This window comes from Phyllobacterium sp. A18/5-2, assembly GCF_025452215.1.
Classification (GTDB): domain Bacteria; phylum Pseudomonadota; class Alphaproteobacteria; order Rhizobiales; family Rhizobiaceae; genus Phyllobacterium; species Phyllobacterium sophorae.
Map to the genome: position 1 here is coordinate 310376 of NZ_CP104967.1, position 21842 is coordinate 332217.

The following is a 21842-nucleotide window of genomic DNA, read 5'->3' on the forward strand; positions in this document are numbered from 1 at the left end:
CGCTGGCCCCTCCCGTCAGGGACGACACAGTTAGGTCTAAGCAAGGGCATTAACCCTACATCTCCTTGGGAGCGTCGCGTTTGACCCCGACCAGCATGCGGATGCCCAGGAACGCCACTGTTATCGTCAAGAGTGGGCTTGCAATATTAAAGACGGCATACGGGAAATAGCTGAAGGTGGAGACTCCCAACGTGGCTGCCATGTACGCGCCGCAACTGTTCCAAGGGATGAGTGCTGATGTCGGGGTTGCTGACGCCCCGATGGAGCGGGAAAGAACGATCATTGACAGGCCGCGAGCTGCAAATTCATTTTTGAACATCCGCCCCGGCAGGACGACAGCGAGATATTGATCGGCAGTCGCAATGTTCGTTGCCAATACGGCGGCAACCAGTGCGGCGATAAGGCTCCCTGTTGATTTTGCCACCTTGATGGTCGGGGCGATCAATCGAGCTAAGATTCCCGTCTTTTTCGACCACACCGCCAAACGCGAAGGCCGTAATGACTAGCCAGATCGTGTCGAGCATGCTGCTCATGCCGCCACGCGTTGCAAGCATGTCGATTGTAAGGTCACCGCTGGTTGAGACATATCCGCTTGCCAGCGCAAGCCATATACCCTTTATCAAGCCAAGCCATCTCGGCACCGAATCGTCTGCGTCGGCAAAAGTGAGGACCCGGTCCGGTGCTATAATCACGGCAAGGACTCCACCCGCCAATGCACCTAAAAAAATTGTCGTGAACGGCGGGATCTTAAAAAGAGCCAGACCGACAACGATGATCAATGGCACGAAGAGCGCTGGCGAAATATGGAACGCGTCGTTGATCGCGGCCAACTTGGCGCTTGCGTCAAAGCTTCCCGCGCCGCTAAAAAACCAAAAAACTGCAAGCGCAAGTCCAAGAGCGGGAATGGACGTCAAGACCGTTTCCCGGATATGGGCATACAGGTTGGCATTGGCCGCACCCGCTGCGAGATTTGCCGAGTCTGACAATGGCGAAGTCGTATCGCCGAAATACGCTCCTGAAATGACGGCCGCGGCCGTAATAGCCGGGTCGAGCCCCATATTGGTGGAGATGCCCATGAGGCCGATTCCGATCGTTCCCACGACGGTCCATGAACTACCAATGCCAAACGAAACAACTGCGCAGATTGCAGCCGCTGTTACATAGAAATAATTCGGGTTGAGCAACTGCAATCCGTAATAGATCATGGCGGTTAGCGTACCACTTAGCGCCCAAGTACCGATCAGGGCTCCCACGGAAAAGAGAATGAAGATCGCTCCGATACCGGAGCTCACGCTGGTAATTGCTGCGTTGCCGAGATCTTCAAGCGTATGCCCGTGACGTCTGGTGACCAGCACAGCAACCATTGTAGCGATGACAAGCGCAACTTGATTTGGCCCTGACGAACCCCGGTCGCCAAAAAGATAGTAGGAAAGAGCGACGAGCAGGATAAGACTTGCAATAGGTATCACGGCTTCTATCAACGCTAGTGGCGGATGGGACTTTTCAGGCATGATCATGGGCCTCTACTTTGACCGAACCCTGACAATCGCTTGAACAGCAAATGATGCATTAATACTCGAGCGCTTGCTTCTATCTGCATAGGCCCTCTAATACGACGACAGAATTGATAGTAATGCGGGTGAATGTGATCGGCACAGCGCAATCTCGTAGGTGCTCCTTTCGACAAGGAAGAGATCTTGTCCCTTTCGGACGGTCGACCCCTCGTTGAAGAGCCTGCTTTCAAGGAATCCGTCGATGCGGGTCAGAATATCGACGCTATTGAGCGCTTCGACGCGCCCTACGAATTCAGTGGAGCGCGAGGTGTCTTCGATGGCCACGGGCGCGACACCGATCACGGGAGCATCCTGAGCAAGCGCACCGCCTCCAAGGTTCAAGGCAACGAGGACTGCCAACATTGTTCTCCGAAGCCAATTCAAGATCGGCACCTGAACTATCTCCTTCTCGAAATCCTGCGGACATCGACGACGCGGCCGTTGCTTTGCCTGACGGCAATCTCGAACCGGGAATTTCCTCGCCATGCGCGATAAACAAAGAACCGACCACGGCAATCTATGCGCAGGATGTTGCGGAAGCCGCGATTGCGGAGCAGCCTTTCGCCCTGGCTGCAGGTTATCCCCCTGCCTCTGTTGAGATTGGTTCCGATGGTGATGCTGACGGACTGGGCAATGGCGGCGGTGGGCAGCGCCACTGGCGTCATCAACAGGCTGACAATAAGTCCGAGCGTGACAAAGAAATTCTTTTTCAAGCTTTCCTCCATGACGATTGGCGGTGGGAGCATTGAATCTCGAAGCCGTAACGGTCTCTCAATGGAAACAGGTCAGCAAGGACAGAACAGCTGGTAAAGTACGTTACAGCTACGAACGGGCTTGTCTCAACCGATTTTGGTATGTTTGCCAAAGATTGGGATGCTCGGCGTATTGTTGGGATTCTCAGCCGATCATTGGGGTAGCCCAGGGGCGCTATAGCATGGTGACGCTGCAGTACCTCCGAGGCGATGACCTGGCAGCAAACAAGTGGCGGTACGTCCGGTTTTCTAGAACGAAAAGCATTGGCAATCTTGCCACGCCCCGCTATCGGTTCGCAATCTTTCCAGGTTGAATTAGACGTGGAGCATAGTTTTGGGACTCCATGCTCATTACGAGGCCGCCGGGCCAGCGCTAGAGTGACAGCCCGGCGCTAGCCGGATTAACACGACGATCCTGGCACGAGCGCGTGAGCAACATGGCTTCAGCTACGAAACCGCATTTTTCCGTCTGGACATTGATGGCAATGGTTGTGGGCTCGATGGTCGGGGCTGGGATTTTTTCTTTGCCACAGGCCTTCGGACGGGTCACTGGACCATTTGGTGCACTGATCGCATGGTCGATCGCCGGTACGGGAATGCTGATGCTGGCTTTCGTGTTCCAGACGTTGTCTCGGCGAAAGCCCGACTTGGACGCAGGCATTTATGCTTACGCCAAGGAAGGGTTCGGCAACTATCTCGGGTTCCTGTCCGCTCTTGGCTATTGGTCGGCGGCCTGTCTCGGCAACGTTTCGTATTTCGTCCTGATCAAGTCGACACTTGGCCTGTTTTTCCCCGTTTTCGGTGATGGTAACACAATTACGGCGATTGTTTTTTCGTCGGCCTTTCTTTGGATTTTTCATACGCTCGTTTTGCGCGGGGTCAGGGGTGCAGCCGCTATCAATACCGTCGTCACTTTCGCCAAGATTATCCCAATTCTTCTTTTCCTCGTCTTTGTGGTTAAGGGATTCCACGCTGATATCTTCGCCAGCAATTTCTGGGGCGGTGAGGATGTGAATTTCAGCAATGTCGCCAATCAGGTCCGCGCGACCATGCTTGTGACAGTCTTCGTGTTCGTCGGAATCGAAGGGGCCAGCGTATATTCCCGTTATGCGCGCAACCGCAATGATGTCGGTGTGGCAACACTCATGGGGTTCCTAGGCGTGTTGTGCCTGCTTGCTCTTGTTACGATCCTGTCCTATGGCGTCATGCTGCGTTCCGATCTAGCAGCGCTGCGCAACCCATCTATGGCCGGCGTTCTCGAAGCGGTCGTTGGACCTTGGGGCGCAATATTTGTCAGCCTGGGTTTGTTGATTTCTGTTTTGGGCGCCTATCTGTCGTGGGTGCTTCTCGCTGCAGAAATTCTGTTTTCGTCATCCAAATACGAAACCATGCCGCAGTTTTTGTCACACGAGAACAGGAACGGAGTGCCGTCCAATGCCTTATGGCTCACCAATATCGTCGTCCAGACATTTTTGATCCTGACGCTTTTTACCCAGTATGCGTTCAGACTGGCGCTCGAGCTAACCAGTTCGATGATCCTCATCCCCTATCTCCTCGTGGCTGCCTACGGGTTTAAAATTGCCTGGACGGGTGAAACCTATGACAGGGATCCGGCTGGCCACAGGATGGATCTGGTGCGTGCGGGCATAGCCCTGGCATACACGGCCGGCCTGATTTACGCAGCCGGAGCGAAACATCTGCTGCTATCGGCCGTGATTTATGGTCCCGGCTCAATTCTATATATCATTGCACGACTGGAACGGAGAAAAAGACCTGTTTGCGCCAATCGAAATGGCCATGTTCGCCGTTGCCACTCTTGGCGCTGCGATAGCGATCTATGCCATCGCTACAGGTCATATTTCGGTCTAGCCGAGCGTCGTGATGCGGTCTGCCAAACGGTGTACTTTGTGATCGAATGCCGTTGTCGACGCGCGAGCGTCACGCTCCAGTTTACTTGAGCAGCTGGCAGTCGCTGCTGGTGGATCCAACATACGGTGCCGAAGCTGGGCGCGCTCTTTTTCGCGAAGTTTATCACTATTGGATTACACTTCCTCGCGATCACCGCCCGAAATTGTACCTGCATCGCCTAAGCCTCGGGGCTATGAATTGGGAGCTTTCAGCCGATCTGTTCGATATCGTTGCTGACCCGTTTCAAGGCGCGCTATGGAGTGGACCGCCCTTTCAGAGCCGCACGTGGAAATCAATTACCGCTAACCCGCATTCCTCAATCGCCCGCTTGGCTGCCACGTTTCCGTGACGGCTCGATCGTTCGATTCACCAACCAATACAATGCCCTGACTATTCCGGGTGCCATCTGCGGACCGATCCGGATCGTTTACCTGCAATATGCCACCGATCCAGTACCGTTCTTCGATTTTCATGCGCTCTACCGGGAACCTGACTGGATGAAGACTCCACGCGGCCCAGACGTCTCCCCGCAATTGCGCTGGTTCCCTGTCGTAATGATGGTTCAACTTTTGCTGGACATGGCAATGGCGACGACTTCTCCGATCGGCTATGGCCATGTTTACGCGCCGGAACACTATATTGATGCCTGGATCGCTGTCACTGATCCGCAAGGCCTGCAAGCCAATGATGTCACACGTTTGAAGACATCTTTTGCAAACAAATTTCCTCATGGCGCCGAGCCCTCCGCGGGTGGATAACATGTTGGTCAATCGCGGCGCTGGTCTCTTTTGCGTTAATCTGCATCGGTGAAGGCATCAACACATCCCACCGAACTCCCTAAAAAGAGACGCAATGCATGATGACGGGATTCTGTGCCAATTTCCTTGTTGCGTCGGCGCGATATGATTTGATGTGACTTTGTTATTTACGTCCAAGCGCTCGCAACCTGGAGGGGTCATGTCTAGTCTCATCGCCATCGTCTATCCAACAGAAGCCAAGGCTGAAGAGGTGCGCCGCCGTCTCATTGAACTGCAGAAGGAGTATTTGATCACGCTCGGTGACGCCGTCATCGCCACCAAGACCGACACTGGTAAGGTTAAACTAAACCAGCTTGTCAGTACGACAGCAGCTGGAGCCGTATCGGGCAGTTTTTGGGGGCTTCTGATCGGCGTCCTTTTTCTCAATCCGCTCATCGGTGCGGCCGTGGGCGCTGCATCGGGTGCCATCGGTGGTGCCCTGACCGATGTCGGCATCAACGACGCATTCATGAAAGACCTGGCGAGCAACCTTCAGCCGGGAAATGCGGCGTTGTTCGTGCTGGTGCAGGAGATGACCGCCGATAAAGTGCTGAAAGAAATATCTGGTTTCGGGGGCGTGGTGCTCAAAACCTCCCTTGATGAATCCAAGGAGCAGATTCTACGCGACGCGTTGCAGAAAGCTTCGGCAACGTAGTTTTAAAGTCTGCTGGAACACGGGCTCTGTAGGACGAGGAGAACGACGCACGCATGGCGGAGACACTCGTATCGATCTTGATCGAAATCCTTTGCGGCGCTGCGGGCGCAATTGCCCTCGGCGCGTGGGCGCCACGGCTCAGCCTCGGCCCAGGTAAAAATGCTCTAATGGGCGCGATCGGAGGCTTGATCCTGACCTGGGTGGCGGCACGCGTTCCTTATGTAAGTCGCTTTGTCGGCCACGTTGAAAATGCCGCTGACGCTGTCACCCAAAGTGCGGGCGGGCTAACCCCAATTGTTCTCGTCGGCGTTGGCATCGCCGGCCTTTTAGGAGGTATTCTTCTGACCTTGCTTGTCGGGCTGACGCGAAAAAGCGGTGCGGCTCGCAACTATTGAAATTTTCAACGTAGCCGAGTGATCTATGCTGTGGTTCAGCCAGGGCAAAGATCATGTCGCATGTTTCCACGTCCATCGGCAAAACCGGCAAAGGGTCAACATGGCAAAACAAGGTGGAAGCCAGCTGATTGGACCTATTGCGACCGGCATTCTTGTTCTTGCCCTCCTCCATTTGGCTCAGGCAATCTTCGTTCCGCTCGTATTCGCGCTGTTCGTTATTGCATTGGTCTATCCAATCCAATCCGCGCTGCAGCAGCGGTTGCCGCGCCTCATTGCGCTGCTTGTCACCCTTGTCGTAATGCTCGCAGTCATCGTTGCCATCAGTTCGTCGGTAACGTGGGGCTTGGGCAAACTCGGCCAATGGCTGTTCGCCAATGCAGGTCGATTCCAGCTAATTTATGCCAACTGGACCGATTGGCTGGAGGAGCACGGCATCGCGATCGCCGGCGTACTCGCCGACCGTTTCGATGTGCGCTGGCTGGTCGGCTTCACGCAAGGGATGGCGGGTCGGCTCAATAGCTTCGTCGGATTCGCACTGCTGGTTCTGGTCTTCACCATGCTTGGCCTGCTCGAGGTCGACGATTTCAACAAACGGCTGAATAGTTCTGCAGCTCAGCCCCAGGGATTGCAGATCCTGCTCGCAAACCGCGAGATTGGCATCAAGTTGCGCCGCTTCATGATTGTGCGCACGTTCGCCAGTATGCTAACAGGCCTCGTCGTTTGGATTTTCGCCCTCGTTGCCGGGCTCGAGCTCGCCGCCGCTTGGGGTGCGATCGCCTTCACGCTCAATTATATCCCGTTCCTCGGTCCGTTCGTTGCCACCGTATTGCCAACCTTGTTTGCCATTGCCCAATTCAGAATCTTGGCCGATGGCGGTCGGGGTTTTCGTGGGGCTCAACCTGATACAATTCGTTATTGGCAGCTATCTCGAGCCTTTACTGATCGGTACTTCTCTTTCGATTTCACCCTTTGCGGTAATATTCGCAGTGTTCTTTTGGAGTTTCATGTGGGGTGTGCCTGGCGCTTTCATCGGCGTGCCGATTCTTATCGCCTTTATTGTCTATTGCGCACGCCATCCATCCGCCAGATGGATCGCGATACTTGCTTCGGGCAACGCCATTGAAGCCAATTAGCCAATCAAAGCCTGCCTGCGAACGACCGCCGTTATCCCGCGCCGTTCGGGCACGGGAATGACAAGGCAGAAAGATACGGCAAGGATGGTCCAAGAAATATTCTTCATGATTGGATATCCTCATCGCTCGCACCATCGCGGCGGGGCGAGATATCGGAAGCCATTGTACCCACAATTCCCGTCGTACACAGTAGATTTGGACCTACATCCAAGGTTTGGGGACGCACAGCGAATGTCATCCTTGACCCGGGAGTTGACCTGTTTGTCTTGCTTGAGATTGAACGCATGAAAAAACCTGCTCGCAAGACCAGGCTGGGGCGAATGATAGTTTGGAGGCACAGCAACCGAGGGCTCTAACGGTTCACCTGACTAAGGTATTGAAATTCAACCACCGATTTGCATTCGGCTTTGGTAGAATTACCGACTAAACAATTCGGGCTAACTGTGCTATACGTTTTTTTACTGTGACAGGTTTCAATTGATATGGCCATCTGGGCTTCCGGGGGGAGGAGCGATGTCAAAACAACAGTTCCAGAACAACGCCGCTATCTTGATCATTCTGTGCGACGGCAAGCCGAATGCTTGGCCGTGGTCCTTTTTCACATCCGATAGAGTGAAGCGATGAGAGCCGAAGGCGCGATACGGCAAGATGTGCTACCCACCACAATCTCCAATGCTATCGCAATGGCATCAAAAAGCACCACGCCTGAACCTGGACGAAAAGTGCGCGCGCCATTGCACCTGCCCGCCTATGAGCTCACAACGCACGACCTTCCCCCAGGTTATCAGTTTGAAGCTTGGCGCAACAATTTCGCATCCATGCTCGAATTCAACACCCCCGAGGATGTGACCGTCGGCTTTGGTGGTAAGCAAGTCATTTGGGACCTCGGCTGCCTTGCCTTCTCGCGCATCAAGACCGATGCATTGAGATTCGCCAGCCTGCCCGGCCATACGCGGCGCGATCCCCTCGATCACTGGACATTGACGATGTTACTGCATGGCAGCGTCAACACGATTGCACCAACCCGGACTTTCGAGGGTGGTGCAGGCGTGGTGCAGGTTCACTCACTCGGCCGGACCTTCGAAGGAAATGTCACCGATAGTGAAATGCTCATGCTGTTCGTTCCACGCGATTTTTCCTATGAAGTGACCAAGACGTTAAGTGGCGCGGAATTCTCGACGCTCGACACCGGGTTGGGCCGTCTATTCTCCGATTTCATGACCGGCCTTGCCAAGCGGCTGCCGGCAGTCGAGGAAGCTGATCTTCCTGCATTGGTAGCTGCAACGCGGGCGATGATTCTTGCTTGCGTTTCTCCAACTGCAGATCATCTGGATGAGGCGCGCGAACCAATTGCAACGGCCCTGATCGAAAAAGCGCATCGGATCATCCAGTCCAGATTGTTCGATCCAGCACTTCGAGCCGAGACCCTGCGGCGCGAACTTGGTGTTTCGCGCTCGCGGCTCTATCGCTTGTTCGAGCCGTTTGGCGGCGTCACGCATTACATCCAGCATCGGCGTCTCCTCGACGCGCATGCGGCCCTTTCTGATCCGAACGATCAACGTCGTATCATCGACATCGCCGAACAACGCTGTTTCAACGATGGAACAGAATTTAGCCGTGCCTTCAGGCGCGAGTTCGGGTGCAGCCCTACCGATGTCAGGAGCGGACAAAGCGCCTGCCTGCCTTACAAGCCCGCGGCCGACCTGGCTACGTACGCGCCTGCAGAGCGGTTCGGCGTGCTGCTGCGCCGGCTTCACGGCTGAGATGGGACGACAATCGCTTCTGGCTGGGCGATCAACGTTTGACGGAGTTCACATGGAAAATAACGTTAGATCGCTGGTTATCTTTGGCGCAATTTTCATAGGATCCGCGATCATCTATTTCGCGGTGCAGATGATTTGGTAGGCTCCTTGGTGACCGGACTGCTGTGGCATCAAAATGCGTTGCCTGGCCGATCAGGTACAGTTTTGATAAACCGTTGCGGGACCTGCGGACAATCTCTCCTTGCGGCCCACCAATTTTGAAAACTTCGCTGGCATGACGCCGGCGACAAGCAAGTGCTGCCGCATCACACAGTAATCTGTCAGGGGATACTATGAGAAAATTCAGTGTCACAAACTCTGCCCTATGGGGGCTCGTCATTGGAGCGCTGTGTATGTTAGCGATCATTGCCTTTACAGGGAGGGCGCGCAATGTGCCGATGGCCGGTTACCTGATAGACCTGCTCGGCGGGGCTGTGGCCGGGGCCGGTTCGTTGTCCCTATTGGCGTGGATCCATAATTTGATCATGCGCGCGAAATAAGCATTGACGCATCATCACATCCGCGCATCTTCTTTGGCTGGATGCCCTGAACGTTCCGCCCGATTGTCAATTTCGATCAGACTCGCGGCATGCCTTTCGGCCTCAAATGGCGCTTTTGCGCGGCTATTCTGAAGATGGAGTTGGACGCACCATAACCTCGATATCCGCTACGCTGAACGATTTCGAAGAAAAAGCCCTCGCCATAATTTGGACTGTAGAGCTGAAAATATTCACCGTTTTCATCACGGTCATAAAGGATGTTGGCTGACCTCAGTCTGTCGGAAAGCCCGAGATCGAGACCGAACCGTGCTTCCAGATCATCGTAGTAGTTCGATGATATCTGAAGTGGCGTGAAGCCGTTTTTTTGGAGCGCAGACGCCGTTGCAAATATATCGTTGGTCTCAAACGCCAGATGCTGGACGCCGGACCCGAAATTTTCGGCAATGAAATGTCCAGCAAGAGTGGTGCGGTTTTCTGCGCCATTGAGTGTCAGGCGGAAGCGGCCGTCATTGTTTTCAACGACCTGACTGCGCACGATGCCCGCTGGATCGACGATGTCGACCATGGGCGTTTTGCGCACCTTGAAAATCGAGGTGTAAAATAGGATCCAAGTCAGCATCTCGTCGTACTTCATCGTCTGAGCGATATGATCAACGCGCCGGAGCCCCACACCATCGCGCTCTTCGCCGGCAATCATGTTGAACTCGATCTCCCATATGTTTTTCAAATCAGATTTTTGATCGACAAAATAGATGATACCGCCGCCAACCCCGCGGATCGCTGGCATCGTCAACTCGCCGGGCCCGACGGTTTGTTCGAAAGGCTCTGCAATAAGCGCGCGTGCACGCTGCGCGGTTGCTTTTGCATCCTCCACCTCAAGACCGATCGCGTAGGCCGACGTGCCATGGACCAAGTAAGAGGAATGAGCAAATCCTTCATGCTCGGTGTTGATGACAAGGTTGATTTCGCCTTGCCGGTATAAAGTTACCAGCTTCGTTTTGTGCGTGCCAGCGACGCGGAAACCCAGAGTGCGCAAATGCCCGCCGAGTTCTTCGGCGTCCTCTTCGCTGGCAGAAAATTCAACAAATGCCACGCCGTCGACATGAATGCGCTCCGGCATCCTTGGCAGAGCAACCGCCCCCTCCGGCGCGCGGCGCTGTATCTGGTCGCCGAGGTAGATAAGCGATCGATGACCATCCAGCGCGATGGAGCGCGGTGATCCACCACGAAACTGATCATTGAAAATTTCCAATGACAGATATCCATCATAGCCGGTGGCAGCAACGGCTTGCATGAAATCCACCACCGGAAGATCCCCCTCTCCGGGCATGTTGCGGTAGTGGCGGCTCCAGTAGAGAAGATCCATGTCGATAAGCGGTGCGTCGGCAAGCTGGACAATGAATATTTTTTCCTTGGGGATGGAGCGGATCGAATTCACATCGATCTTTCGCGCCAGGGTATGGAAACTGTCGAGAATGAGCCCCACATTGGCGTGATCAGCGCGGCGCACGATTTCCCACGCATCCCGATGATCCTGGATGTGCCGTCCCCAGGCCAGCGCTTCGTAGCCAACACGCAGGCTGCGTCTTGAGGCACGTTCGCCAAGTTCGCGAAAATCATCCGCAGCACGATCCAGCCCCCCCAGCGCGACCGGCGATACGTTCGAACAGACAAGCACAAGGTCCGTCCCCAATTCCTGCATCACGTCGAATTTGCGTTCGGCCCGATCGAATGCGCGGGATCGATGCGGTTCCGGCATTCCTTCAAAATCACGAAAAGGCTGAAACAAGGTGATCTCCAGCCCATAATCCCTGACCATTGTGCCGACCTCGCGCGGGGTCGCATCGAAGGCAAGGAAGTCGTTTTCGAAGATCTCGACGCCGCTGAACCCGGCCTTGGCAATTGCTTTGAGCTTTTCAGGCAAATCGCCACTGATCGAAACTGTTGCAATCGACGTCTTCATTTCCAGGTCCTTGCCTCCATAGCGCTCTCGGCGGTCATCGACTGGAAATGGTCGAGCATCCGGTTCGCGTCCGGTTCCAGACCGGTAAAAAGCCGGAAGGCTCCTACGGCCTGAAAGACCGCCATACCCCCGCCATCAAGCGTCAAGCAGCCGCGCAGGCGCGCCTGCTTCAACAACTCTGTCTCGAGCGGAAAGTAGACGATTTCCGCTACCCAGTGGCGACGATCGAGCATCTCCGCCGGCAGCGGAAGTCCGGGATACCTGGACATGCCTGTGGGTGTGGCGTGAATAAGCCCCGACGCCTGTTGCATTGCCTTAAGAAGGTCGCCGTTGGCAATGATTTGCGCATCGGGAAATATTTGCTGCATCGCCATGCTGAGCGCTACGGCACGCTGGCGTTCACGATCGAATATCGCAAACTTGGCCACCCCAAGCGACAAGGCGGCGTACGCCGTTGCAACGCCGGCACCTCCGGCACCAAGCTGAACGACAAACGAGGTGTCGACCGCTGGAAGACCACGACGGAAGCTTTCGGCAAAACCCCACCAATCGGTATTGTGGCCGTAGCGTCTTCCGTCTTTCAAAACCACTGTATTGACCGCGCCAATCGATCTGGCGTCGGCGGAAAGCTCGTCAAGATGCGGCATGACCGCCTGCTTGCAGGGATGTGTGATATTGAGGCCTGAAAGGCCGCGTTGTTCGGCATGCAAAAGGAGCTGCGGTAGATCGTCGACCGACGCGTCAAGCTGGCTGAGGTCAATCAGTTCATACGCATAGGCGAGCCCCTGCGCCATGCCCTCCTTCATGTGCATGGCGGGCGTAAGCGAGGCCTGGATGCCCGCCCCGATAAGCCCCGCCTTGATCGGCTTCAACCGTGTTTCGCTCATCACTTCGATTCCGTTTGTGCTTCGGCGCGGCCCAAGTTCATCAAGCAGGGTCAGCCCGCCGCAAAGGGCGGGCTGACTATTGCCTCTACTGGCCTCGAGCCGCATTCAGTTCCTTGAAGAGTTGCTCGACCGTTTCAGGGCCGATGTCCGCACTGAACTTGTCGATAATGGGCTTGACGGCTTCGCGAAGTTTCTGTGTCTCCTGCGGGCTGAGTTCGGTCACTTCCATCCCGGTCTTCTTGATTTCGTCGATCGAGGCGGCATCCTGCTCACGCGAGACCTTGCGCTGATAATCACGCGCTTCGTCTGCCGCCGATTGCAACACCGCCTTTTTCTTCATCGTTCAGCCCGTCAAAGAACTTCTTGCTGACCAGCACGATCTGCGGATTGTACTGATGGCGCGTAACCGTCATGTATTTTTGAACTTCGTAGAATTTCGCGTTTACGATATTTGCTGCCGGATTTTCCTGGCCGTCCACAGTTCCGGTTTCGAGCGCGGTATAAAGTTCCGTATAGGGCATTGGCACCGCATTGGCGCCAAGACTGTTGAAAAGCTCAATGGGAATGGGCGACTGAATCGTACGAATTTTCAAACCCTTGATGTCTTCGAGTTTGGCAACCGGATGGCGGTTGTTGGTCAGGTTTCGAAAACCGAGCTCCCAAAAAGCAAGCCCCACAAGCCCCGTATCGGGCAGCAATTTCATCAAGCTGGCGCCGAACGGCCCGTCCATGACCTTGTCGGCCTCTTCACCGCTGTTGAACAGGAAAGGCAGATCGACCGCGCCAAACTGTTTGGCGTTGCCGGCCAGGATGCCGGCGTTCAGGACCGTCATCTCGATCACGCCGCCCTGAAGCGCAGACACAGTCTGCACGTCACCGCCGAGCACGCCGCCCGGGAAAAGCTTCACCGTAATCTTGCCATTGCTCTTTTCCTTCACGATATCAGCGAACTTCTCCATGCCCATAACCTGCGGATGGCCTTTGTTGTTGGCCGAAGCAAATTTGAGTTGATGCTCTCTGATCTCGGCTATGGCAGGACCAGTGGTCAAAAAGGCGAGCGGCAACGCCACTCCCATCAGGACTTTCATTAATTTATTGAGCATTTTTTTCCTCCCGGTTGTGGCCGACGTCTCCCCGCGGCCGGTTGAATTCTTCCACCTCGTCAAACAACCGCTCTTCAATGTCCCAGCCAACTGACCGGAACCATCACCAGTTGCGGGAACAGGACGAGCAGCAAAAGCACTATGAGTTCTGCGATGAGAAATGGCATGACGCCCTTGATCAGCTCTTCCATCGAAAGTTTGGAAATTCCGCAGATGACGTTAAGTACGGTGCCAACCGGTGGGGTTATGAGGCCGATCGAGTTGTTGATAATGAACAGGACACCGAAATACACAGGATCAATCCCTGCCTCTTTGATGATCGGCATCAGGACCGGTGTCATGATGAGGATGGTCGGCGTCATATCCATTGCAGTCCCGACGATCACCACGAGCACCATGATGGCGAGCAGCAGCAATGTCTGATTCCCCATCAACGGCTCGATGAGGGCGGCGAGATCGCCAGGCACGTCAGCCACCGTGATCAGCCAGGCGGAAACCGCCGCAGTCGCCACAAGAAACATGACGACGGCCGTAATCTTCGCAGCAGCGACGAAGACATGGAAAAGTTTCGCCGGCGGCAATTCGCGATAGATCACCATGGCGACGAAAAGTGAATAAACGGCTGCGACCACGCCGGCTTCGGTGGGCGTGAACACGCCGAATTTCAGCCCTACGATGATGATCAGCGGCAGCATGAGAGCCCAGATACTGTCAATGAATGCCCTCAACCGGACGGTACCCGATTGCCGTGGGGGCAGGACGAATTGCTCCTTGCTGGCGACGATCAGCCACGTGATGCAAAGCGCCAACGCTATCAAAAGACCAGGAAATATTCCGGCAAGAAACAGCTTGGTAATCGATACGCCGCCGACGACACCGTAGAGGATGAAACCGATCGACGGCGGGATGATTGGTCCAATGATCGACGCAGAGGCGAGCAGCCCGCCTGCCCGGGCAGGATCGTGACCCGATTTCAGCATCATCGGCAACAGCAAAGTACCAAGCGCGGCCGCGTCCGCCACCGCAGAGCCCGAGAGGCTCGACAGCACGCAGGCAGCAAAGATTGCCACAAAACCCAGACCGCCGCGAATATGGCCGACCATGGCCATGGCCAGAGCGACGATGCGCCGCGATAGCCCTCCCGTATTCATCACTTCGCCAGCAAGCATGAAGAACGGGACTGCCATCAACGGGAAACTATCTGCGCCGTTCAACACATTTTGCGCAACGATCTGCGCATCGAACATGTCCAGATACATCATCAGCGCAACGCCGCTGATGATCAGCGCGAAGGCGATCGGAACGCCCAGCGCCATGGGTCCGAGAAGTGCACCAAGGAAAATCGCCACCGTCATCCTTGGCTCCCCAGCGTATTTGCTGAACGGCCCAGCGCCGTGCTCGAATGGTCATCGTCGGCGATCTGTTCTTCGGAGTCGCGTACAAGCTCGGCTGTCGCCAGATCGATGCGGCCGGTTGCGACGCAGAAGGCGTCCCAAAGCAGGATGAGAAATGCGGGAACCCCGAACGCAAGGCCCGCGCCGTAGAAGAATGCCATGGAGATGCCGGTCGCAGGAGTTTTGACATGCAGATTGATCAAAGTCTGATCCCAGCTGCCACTGATCAATAACCACGTCGCCACCAGCATGAGAAAATGACCGCCTATGACGGCCGCCTTGGCAATGTTTGGTGCCAATCGCCGGATAACCGAGTCGACGCCCAGATGGCCGTGTTCGTGCATGGCGACAACAGCACCAAGGAACGTCAGCCATACGAAGAAGAGCCGCGAGAGTTCTTCGGAGTAGGTGATGCCCTGGTTGAACGCGTAGCGTAGGACAACATTGCCGAAAACCAGCACCACCATGCCGGCAAGCAACAGTGCGATTGCTATCTTCAGCATGAAAAAGCAGAATTCGATTATGCGAACCATTCGCTCCTCCCGGCGAGTGAACTGTTTCGAACAGTCTTTTTGTCTTTCATGCGAACGGCAAGCGCCCGAAAACCAGGCACCCTATCCGTATGGTCGGTGCTCCTCCAGCACAGGCCAAATTGCATATTGCCTTAAAATGTACTAACCAGTTCGAATGTCAAGCGCTTCTATTGAAAGATCGGTTGAAGCTGAATATGACTTCAAAGGCACCGAGTCAGGGTATTCGGCGCGACGATTTCACACGCCGGGAATTTTCACGTCTACATTCAGTTTGCTTGATGCGAGGGGAGCGCGCTTGAATTGACCGCAGCGGCAGTGAGCGCAAGAAAGAACGATCCGCAGAGAACGCAGGAAGACATCCTCGTTGTGGCAACGGAGGAGTTTTCAACCCATGGTCTTGCCGGGGCGCGCGTCGATGCCATCGCGGAGCGCACCCGCACGTCCAAACGAATGATCTATTATTATTTCGGCAGCAAAGAAGGTCTCTATCTCGCCGTATTAGAACGATCATATCGCAAAATCCGAACGCTTGAAGCAGATCTGGAGCTGACGAACCTGCCGCCAGAGGCAGCATTGCGCACGTTAATTTCAACCACATTCGATCATGACGAAGCCAATCCAGATTTTGTCCGATTGGTAAGTATCGAGAATATTCATCACGCCGCCCATATGCTTCGGTCCGAAGCGATCCGCGATTTGAATGTCTCCGTGATCGAGACAATTGCCGGCATCCTCAAACGCGGCATCAAGGACAAGGTTTTCTGTCGTAACGCTGATCCAGTTGACGTCCATATGATGATAAGCGCGTTTTGCTTCTTTCGCGTTTCGAACCGATATACGTTTGGAACAATCTTTCGCCGGGACCTGTCAAAACCGGAAACGATGGAGCGACATCGCAACTTGATTGCTGACGCGGTCGTCAGCTATCTCAAGACGCCTGAGTAATTCCTGCCTATACCTCACTTCAAAGTCCGGGAGCGTACGCCAAAGCAAAGTCTCAACCGAGGCGACTTTGGGCCTGCTATTTATCGGATTTTGCCGAAGACTGCTTCCAAGCCGTAAAACGTCAGGATGGATCGCAACGTATCGGTCAAACGGCAAAGCGAATTGTTGCCATGTCGAGTATGACCTACCGGCAGGACTTCATCGAAACCTTCGCTGAACCACGTTGATATTAATTCGTTTGCGCCGGAGACTTGCGGTTGGCCTTGATCATCCATAGCGACGTGAATTAATACTTCAATTTTTGAATCAATTGCGTAACAGTCCTGAATTGAAAAGTGACAAGCGCCACGATGCGCCCCTGCTCTGTCTGGAGTAGTCCACTTTTGGAGAAATAATACTATATCTTGGCATTTTATAGTGGAAAGCACCATTTTGTCTGTTTGAGCGGAATTAAAGACTCTACCCTTGGTTGTAAAATCGTTTGCCAAGAACTGCATCGTTTCATAAATCTGTCATGCATTCTTATGACAGATTATCAGAGGTGATCGTATGGGCATTCTCGATTTCAATCGTCGTTTATTCGCACCGCTTCAACGCAATTTGTTTCTACCAGAGGCTCCAAAGACGGACCTCTTTGCAAATGCTGTGCAAAAAGCCAAACAACCATCGGTGCCGCAAGGAAACCCGGAAAAAGAGCATGACGGTCGAGATCGACCATACGATCCGAAAGAACGAGACACTCAGTGGAATAGCGCCGCTCTACGAACAAAGTGTCCCGGATATAATGTTAACCAATCCCTATATCCGCGATGCAGATGTGATCAACGAGGGCGCTTCCTTGCGGGTCTTGAACGAGGAGCGGCGCACGAGCCTTGAAACGATCAAGGATTTGCAAACGGACGTCGACAAGGCGGCTAGCCCGGGCGAACGAGACGAAAAGACCAAGGCCCTGAAGCTTGCAGTTCAGACGGACTTTAGATCTGCTGGAAAGAACCAAGCCTATACGCCGGGCACGCTTAAAATTCATCTTGATGAACGTCAGGCCGATCTCGTCGCACTCGGACCCCAGACGGAAAGCTATAAAAACCTTGTGCTAGAAGAGCGGAAAAACATCGAGACGAGTCTCAACGCTGTCTTTGAGCCGCTGCGCAATTCGATAACAGCGGCGCAGCAAGACCCGGCAAAATGGGGTCAAGTGCAGGGCGAGCTTGTCAGGCAATTTGAAACACTCGCCAAAAATGCGCCTGACGGCGGCGAAGCGGCCATTAACAGCGCCCGGGAGGTGCTAAAAGAGTTCGGCCCGTCCGACAAAGGTTTCGTTGATGCGCTCGACGCCAGTGGACGAGAAATTCTTGTTAACAGACCTGCACAACGTGTCCAGGACGCGTTCCGCGAAGGCAAGAACGACTTCAAGGGCATCGATGGTGAGAATGAAGCACAATCCAAACGGGAGGATGGGGCAAGCCGTGCTGCCAAGGTGCTCAACGATGTAACCAAGAACGTTACCGACGAAACGGCTGTCTTGATCATCCAACAGGCCAACCAACCCACCGAGGCTTTTGGCAACAAAGACACAAAGGTGCTCGACGCGATCCAGCAGACCATCGGCCAGCGCGTTGCCATTGATTCCGGTGCGCTCCCAGACAGTTTGTTGGGTGGCAAGAATTCCAATGTCTCCAAGGAAATCACCCTATCGCTCACCATGACCCAGCGCGACACGGTTGGCGACTATTCGCAAACGCTTGGCCGAATAACCAAAGCACCCGGTGGCCAGCAGATTATCGATGACAGCGCCAAGTCGATCACCAAGACCATAAACGAGACGACAGACAAGACGTTTGCAGATTGGGAGAGCAAGCTTCCGCAAGAAACAAAGACCTTTTCACTGGAAGACAAGAAGAAGATCGGCAAGGAGATGGGGATACCCTATCCTGAGATTAAATCCGCGGATCCGGAAGCTGCCGGTGATCCATTCCGTCGCGCCATAGCAGGCGGTAACGATCCGACCCTGACGCTTGCTGTCGTGAAAGAGCTCAATAGGTCCGGCAATCTCAGCGGCGCGAATGCGATTTTCGATGCCACAATCAAGGGTACGGATGATCTGACCAAGAACAGTCAAAATGTCGTTGGTGAATTTGCCAAGGATCATCTCGTCGTGGCCAACGACTGGAAATCATCTCTTTCTGCCAAACAGCTGACGGATGGTCTCAATGATTCCATTGCCAACAATAAAGGCAGCAAGGACAAGATGGACGATCAAGGCGCCCGGGTATTCCGCACCTTGAGCGTTCTACACGCAGCGCAAAGTGACCTGAAAGAACTAAAGGGGCTTGATGGCCTTGATCGCTACAAGGCTGCCACCGATGGTTTGGAGAAGGACGAAAAAGGTCAATTTGCGGTGAGCAACAGTGAGCAGGCTTGGAGCGAAATGGGCAAGGCATATATCGAAGCCACCGCAGCACCGCAAACCGAGCCAGTCCCAACGTCACCAACGTTATACTGGTCAGGCCGCGCAGTCATAGGCATGTACAGAACCGTAGCTGCCTATGAGGCCCTTGGTGGAAACAAGGCTTACAAGCCCCCTTCGCCAGGCAGTATCGATATGGCTTCCCGCATGAGCCCTGGCCAGTTTGACCCGAAGCTTGCACAAAGTTCATCCGTTCTTCTGAACGGACCCAATGCCACGACCGATCCCAAGGCGCGCAAGGCTGCCATTGAAAGCCTCAGCAAGGCATTCGATGGATCCAAATTCGACCCGCGTGCCGGCATAACGACGGCCACCGGCTTTGGCAAAGGATTGGCTGCGGTCCAGGGCTTGCTGTATTTGGGAAGTGCAAAGGATAATTTCGCCACGCCCGGCCTTCTCACGCAATCGTTCGGCGTCTGGCTCACAGCTGGGATCGCGCAGGAAGCCGCCCAGTTGAGCGCCGGTGGCGTTCGTTCACTTATTGAACGTGGCAAGGTTGCAGAAGGTGGTTTCCTGGACAGAACCACGCGATTTGCCGAAGTCAGCGGCACGTCAAAATGGGGATGGTTCTCCAAATATTTCGACCGCGCGGGCGGAGCACTAATGGTCGCCTATACGCTCGATTATGCGGCAAAAGGCAAATGGGCAAACTCGGCCTTTGCAGCGACAACCACCGTTGGTACGTTCCTCTCCCTGATGAAATCCCCGAAAGCCGGATTGTGGGGCGCTGGACTTGCCGCCGTGGGAATCATCGGGGAAGCCATCTATAATCAATACCGCAAAAGCCAGATCGCAAACTACTACGAAGGGCCCACCGAGAAATTCCTGGTGCAGGCGGACTTTAAACAGGAAGCGGCAAAAATTCTCTCAAACCACGATGGCGATGGAAACAGCGTTGGCTCCATTATCGATCCTCTTGCAAAGGAACTGGGCATCACCCCGCAAGCCCTCACCGAAACCCTACGCAAAACCGAAGATATGGCGAAGCTACGCGAGTTCGTACGGGGCGTGCACGAAACCAAGCCGGACGACCATGGCAACTATCCAATGACAGCACCAAAACGGCTCGAACCTCTGGAGATGCCCGATGGTGGCACAGTCTCACGTGACCCGTCACTTGGTCGGCCACGCACAATCCCGGAATTGGCCCAATGGGCCAGAGAGAATCTCGTTTTGACGAGCTGACGCAAAGACCGGCAGGGTCATCGACAATCCTGCCGGTCTGTTGAGATAGATGTTCGCATCCGCTTATTTGGAGCGGCTCTGCATCGTTTCAAAGCACCACGACTTTCGTCCCGACCTTTACGCGGCGGTATAGGTCAATCACATCCTCGTTGGTCATACGAAAACATCCCGACGACGATGATTGGCCAACGCTGTCGGGCTCGTTGGAGCCGTGGATGCGGTAAAGAGTATTGCCCAGATATAGTGCCCTAGCACCCAAAGGGTTGTCTGGCCCGCCAGCCATGTGTGCGGGCAGATCCGGACGGCGCGCCAGCATATCCGCCGGTGGACGCCATTCCGGCCATTCGCGTTTGCTGGAGACGCGTTCTGTGCCACGCCATCCATATCCCTCCCGGCCGACACCAATGGAATAGCGCAATGCACGTCCCTTTGGCTGTACCAGATAAAGCGCCCGGTCCTGTGTTTCGATGATAATGGTTCCTGGCTTTTCACCGGTCGCGTAGGCAACCATCCGGGGAGCGACGGCCGTATGGGCTGAATTCGCCGCAGCAGCCATGCCCCTTTGCGCATGTCGTGGAGGATAGCTCTGTGTCCCCATGAGAAATTCGATATAACCGGGATCGATCCAGACCTTTTTGTTTTTCTGGTCCAGCACCGGCGGAGATGGCTCTGCGGACTGCGCGAAAGCACCAATTGAAACGGGCAAAAGGTTCGCGACGAGCAAGACCGCAAAGAGTTTCGTGGCAGATTTCAGAAAGACCATTGAAAGGATTCCTCCGTCTTGAGCTTGGCTGTGGCAAGAATTTGAACCATTCAGATCAACCCGGCTGCAACAAGAGCATTGGCGACCGGCTGAAACACGCGTTCGGGAACCGGATTTCCAAGAGTGGAGGTATTGGAAATCTGATGTGCAAGGCTCCCATCTGATGCCAAGGGGATGCCCAATGCTACGGCCTGCTTGTGCATTTGTGGTGCATCGGGCCCCAGGGCCCGGCAAACAACGACGGGTACAGGAGTTTCACCGCGAATATAGCGGATTCCGACAAGCACGGTGCGTGGTTCCCCGATGAGAAGGACGGCATTTTTCAAACCCAGCCTGCCCCCAGCCACACTCCGGCGCTGCCGTTGGCGCTCCTGACGTATGTGAGGGTCACCTTCCATATCCTTCTGTTCGCGTTTGCTTTCAGTCTTGGTCATGCGCATCTCGCGCAAAAACAACCAACGCTGCACGAAGATGTCGCAAAATCCGATAACCAGGAATGCGGCCACAGCAATCGCCGCCAGCGGCTTTATCATGGCGCTGAACGTTGCTTGCAGGCACAGACCCCCACATGAAGGGGACTCAAACAGAGCCTTCAGTCCAGCCTGAAACACCACGACAAACGCTGTCGTGACCGCAATAATCTTGATAAGGGATTTGGCGAATTCCACGACGCTCTTAAGAGAAAATATGCGTTTCAAACCGGTCGCCGGATTGATCCGATCAAAGTCCGGCTCAATGGGTTTGGCGGAGAATACAAATCCTCTTGTGACCGCCACATTTGTGATGAGGATTGCGAAGATCGTAATGGCGAGAATTGGTAAGGTCGCCGTCAGCAAGCTTTGAACGGCAATCGTGCTTAGACGATGCCATACGTCGGCAAAAGGTCGATCATAAATATGGGAAGCCTCTTCGACCAAAGCACCAATTCGTGCCTGCAAAACCGGGGCGATATAAATCAGAAAAAAGTGTGCAAGAAAGCATTATCACACCCGAAACCATGTCGGGACTATGAAGCACCTGGCCTTTTTTGCGCGCGTCATCGATCTTCTTTTCCGACGCGGGAAGCGTTTTTTCTTCGCTTGTCTCACTCACTTTTCAAACCTTGCA

Annotated in this window: 19 protein-coding genes and 3 pseudogenes; 9 read left to right on the plus strand and 13 right to left on the minus strand. The window is 54.5% G+C overall.

The genetic code is table 11. The features are described from left to right. Nucleotides 1-55: 55 nt before the first annotated feature. The 4 genes from N8E89_RS19965 to N8E89_RS19980 form a co-directional block, all read right to left on the minus strand. Nucleotides 56-424 (minus strand): Na+/H+ antiporter NhaC family protein, encoded by a 369-nt coding sequence (locus tag N8E89_RS19965; protein WP_262263365.1) that lies wholly within the window; start codon nt 422-424, stop codon nt 56-58. Next, nucleotides 306-1511, minus strand: a complete 1206-nt coding sequence (locus N8E89_RS19970) for a Na+/H+ antiporter NhaC family protein (protein WP_262262927.1) — start codon at nt 1509-1511, stop codon at nt 306-308. The genes N8E89_RS19965 and N8E89_RS19970 overlap by 119 nt, the downstream gene beginning before the upstream one ends. A gap of 96 nt (nt 1512-1607) precedes the next feature. Next, nucleotides 1608-1916 carry an efflux RND transporter periplasmic adaptor subunit gene (locus N8E89_RS19975; protein ID WP_262262928.1) on the minus strand — a complete coding sequence of 103 codons (309 nt, stop codon included), beginning with the start codon at nt 1914-1916 and terminating at the stop codon, nt 1608-1610. Nucleotides 1917-1951: 35 nt separating this feature from the next. After that, a complete protein-coding gene (locus tag N8E89_RS19980; protein WP_262262913.1) occupies nt 1952-2266 on the minus strand; it encodes a hypothetical protein in 315 nt (104 codons plus the stop codon). Nucleotides 2267-2742: 476 nt separating this feature from the next. Here N8E89_RS19980 and N8E89_RS19985 point away from each other — a divergent pair, with 476 nt between their 5' ends. The 7 genes and pseudogenes from N8E89_RS19985 (at nt 2743) to N8E89_RS20015 (ending at nt 9495) form a co-directional block, all read left to right on the plus strand. Then, nucleotides 2743-4263 carry a basic amino acid/polyamine antiporter gene (locus N8E89_RS19985; RefSeq protein ID WP_410010434.1) on the plus strand — a complete coding sequence of 507 codons (1521 nt, stop codon included), beginning with the start codon at nt 2743-2745 and terminating at the stop codon, nt 4261-4263. Continuing rightward, nucleotides 4257-4971: pseudogene (locus N8E89_RS19990) on the plus strand (alpha/beta-hydrolase family protein); the annotation flags it as partial. The gene N8E89_RS19985 and the pseudogene N8E89_RS19990, both read left to right, overlap by 7 nt. 199 nt (nt 4972-5170) lie before the next feature. Further along, on the plus strand, nt 5171-5665 hold the full coding sequence (locus N8E89_RS19995; RefSeq protein ID WP_106667371.1) for a DUF1269 domain-containing protein: 495 nt from the start codon (nt 5171-5173) through the stop codon (nt 5663-5665). 53 nt (nt 5666-5718) lie between these two features. Next, nucleotides 5719-6060 carry a hypothetical protein gene (locus N8E89_RS20000; RefSeq protein WP_262262929.1) on the plus strand — a complete coding sequence of 114 codons (342 nt, stop codon included), beginning with the start codon at nt 5719-5721 and terminating at the stop codon, nt 6058-6060. Nucleotides 6061-6160: 100 nt separating this feature from the next. Then, nucleotides 6161-7193: pseudogene (locus tag N8E89_RS20005) on the plus strand (AI-2E family transporter). Nucleotides 7194-7813: 620 nt separating this feature from the next. Next, nucleotides 7814-8956 (plus strand): helix-turn-helix domain-containing protein, encoded by a 1143-nt coding sequence (locus N8E89_RS20010; protein WP_262262930.1) that lies wholly within the window; start codon nt 7814-7816, stop codon nt 8954-8956. Between the two features lie 392 nt (nt 8957-9348). After that, nucleotides 9349-9495 carry a hypothetical protein gene (locus N8E89_RS20015; protein WP_262262931.1) on the plus strand — a complete coding sequence of 49 codons (147 nt, stop codon included), beginning with the start codon at nt 9349-9351 and terminating at the stop codon, nt 9493-9495. Between the two features lie 76 nt (nt 9496-9571). Here N8E89_RS20015 and N8E89_RS20020 read toward each other — a convergent pair whose 3' ends face one another. From N8E89_RS20020 to N8E89_RS20040, 5 genes and pseudogenes are all read right to left on the minus strand, one after another. Continuing rightward, the gene (locus N8E89_RS20020) at nt 9572-11458 is read right to left on the minus strand and encodes a bifunctional sugar phosphate isomerase/epimerase/4-hydroxyphenylpyruvate dioxygenase family protein (RefSeq protein ID WP_262262932.1); all 1887 of its coding nucleotides are present in this window, start codon (nt 11456-11458) and stop codon (nt 9572-9574) included. Beyond that, on the minus strand, nt 11455-12345 hold the full coding sequence (locus N8E89_RS20025; protein WP_262262933.1) for a shikimate dehydrogenase: 891 nt from the start codon (nt 12343-12345) through the stop codon (nt 11455-11457). Before N8E89_RS20025 ends, N8E89_RS20020 begins: the two co-directional genes overlap by 4 nt. Before the next feature lie 85 nt (nt 12346-12430). Then, nucleotides 12431-13448: pseudogene (locus N8E89_RS20030) on the minus strand (TRAP transporter substrate-binding protein). 74 nt (nt 13449-13522) lie between these two features. Beyond that, the gene (locus N8E89_RS20035) at nt 13523-14803 is read right to left on the minus strand and encodes a TRAP transporter large permease (protein WP_262262934.1); all 1281 of its coding nucleotides are present in this window, start codon (nt 14801-14803) and stop codon (nt 13523-13525) included. Then, nucleotides 14800-15375, minus strand: a complete 576-nt coding sequence (locus tag N8E89_RS20040; protein ID WP_262262935.1) for a TRAP transporter small permease — start codon at nt 15373-15375, stop codon at nt 14800-14802. Before N8E89_RS20040 ends, N8E89_RS20035 begins: the two co-directional genes overlap by 4 nt. 300 nt (nt 15376-15675) lie before the next feature. Between N8E89_RS20040 and N8E89_RS20045 the strand changes: the two genes are divergently transcribed. Then, nucleotides 15676-16320 carry a TetR/AcrR family transcriptional regulator gene (locus N8E89_RS20045; protein WP_262262936.1) on the plus strand — a complete coding sequence of 215 codons (645 nt, stop codon included), beginning with the start codon at nt 15676-15678 and terminating at the stop codon, nt 16318-16320. A gap of 80 nt (nt 16321-16400) precedes the next feature. On the opposite strand, the gene N8E89_RS20050 is transcribed toward N8E89_RS20045, so the two are convergent. Beyond that, entirely contained in the window at nt 16401-16808 is a 408-nt protein-coding gene (locus tag N8E89_RS20050; protein WP_262262937.1) for a hypothetical protein, read from the minus strand. Nucleotides 16809-17017: 209 nt separating this feature from the next. Between N8E89_RS20050 and N8E89_RS20055 the strand changes: the two genes are divergently transcribed. After that, nucleotides 17018-19972, plus strand: a complete 2955-nt coding sequence (locus N8E89_RS20055) for a LysM peptidoglycan-binding domain-containing protein (RefSeq protein ID WP_262262938.1) — start codon at nt 17018-17020, stop codon at nt 19970-19972. Between the two features lie 88 nt (nt 19973-20060). Here N8E89_RS20055 and N8E89_RS20060 read toward each other — a convergent pair whose 3' ends face one another. From N8E89_RS20060 to N8E89_RS20070, 3 genes are read right to left on the minus strand one after another with little or no spacing between them, the layout of a single operon-like run. Then, entirely contained in the window at nt 20061-20735 is a 675-nt protein-coding gene (locus N8E89_RS20060) for a L,D-transpeptidase (protein WP_262262939.1), read from the minus strand. A 50-nt stretch (nt 20736-20785) separates the two neighbouring features. Then, a complete protein-coding gene (locus N8E89_RS20065; RefSeq protein ID WP_262262940.1) occupies nt 20786-21652 on the minus strand; it encodes an EscU/YscU/HrcU family type III secretion system export apparatus switch protein in 867 nt (288 codons plus the stop codon). Then, nucleotides 21624-21827, minus strand: a complete 204-nt coding sequence (locus N8E89_RS20070) for an EscU/YscU/HrcU family type III secretion system export apparatus switch protein (protein ID WP_262262941.1) — start codon at nt 21825-21827, stop codon at nt 21624-21626. The genes N8E89_RS20065 and N8E89_RS20070 overlap by 29 nt, the downstream gene beginning before the upstream one ends. Nucleotides 21828-21842 lie beyond the last annotated feature (15 nt).

What these genes read in the sequence shown, in the direction of transcription:
- N8E89_RS19970 (WP_262262927.1), bottom strand. Translation starts at nt 1,511, where the DNA reads ATGCCTGAAAAGTCCCATCCGCCACTAGCGTTGATAGAAGCCGTGATA.
- N8E89_RS19975 (WP_262262928.1), bottom strand. Translation starts at nt 1,916, where the DNA reads ATGTTGGCAGTCCTCGTTGCCTTGAACCTTGGAGGCGGTGCGCTTGCT.
- N8E89_RS19985 (WP_410010434.1), top strand. Translation starts at nt 2,743, where the DNA reads ATGGCTTCAGCTACGAAACCGCATTTTTCCGTCTGGACATTGATGGCA.
- N8E89_RS19995 (WP_106667371.1), top strand. Translation starts at nt 5,171, where the DNA reads ATGTCTAGTCTCATCGCCATCGTCTATCCAACAGAAGCCAAGGCTGAA.
- N8E89_RS20000 (WP_262262929.1), top strand. Translation starts at nt 5,719, where the DNA reads ATGGCGGAGACACTCGTATCGATCTTGATCGAAATCCTTTGCGGCGCT.
- N8E89_RS20010 (WP_262262930.1), top strand. Translation starts at nt 7,814, where the DNA reads ATGAGAGCCGAAGGCGCGATACGGCAAGATGTGCTACCCACCACAATC.
- N8E89_RS20015 (WP_262262931.1), top strand. Translation starts at nt 9,349, where the DNA reads ATGTTAGCGATCATTGCCTTTACAGGGAGGGCGCGCAATGTGCCGATG.
- N8E89_RS20020 (WP_262262932.1), bottom strand. Translation starts at nt 11,458, where the DNA reads ATGAAGACGTCGATTGCAACAGTTTCGATCAGTGGCGATTTGCCTGAA.
- N8E89_RS20025 (WP_262262933.1), bottom strand. Translation starts at nt 12,345, where the DNA reads ATGAGCGAAACACGGTTGAAGCCGATCAAGGCGGGGCTTATCGGGGCG.
- N8E89_RS20035 (WP_262262934.1), bottom strand. Translation starts at nt 14,803, where the DNA reads ATGACGGTGGCGATTTTCCTTGGTGCACTTCTCGGACCCATGGCGCTG.
- N8E89_RS20040 (WP_262262935.1), bottom strand. Translation starts at nt 15,375, where the DNA reads ATGGTTCGCATAATCGAATTCTGCTTTTTCATGCTGAAGATAGCAATC.
- N8E89_RS20055 (WP_262262938.1), top strand. Translation starts at nt 17,018, where the DNA reads ATGACGGTCGAGATCGACCATACGATCCGAAAGAACGAGACACTCAGT.
- N8E89_RS20060 (WP_262262939.1), bottom strand. Translation starts at nt 20,735, where the DNA reads ATGGTCTTTCTGAAATCTGCCACGAAACTCTTTGCGGTCTTGCTCGTC.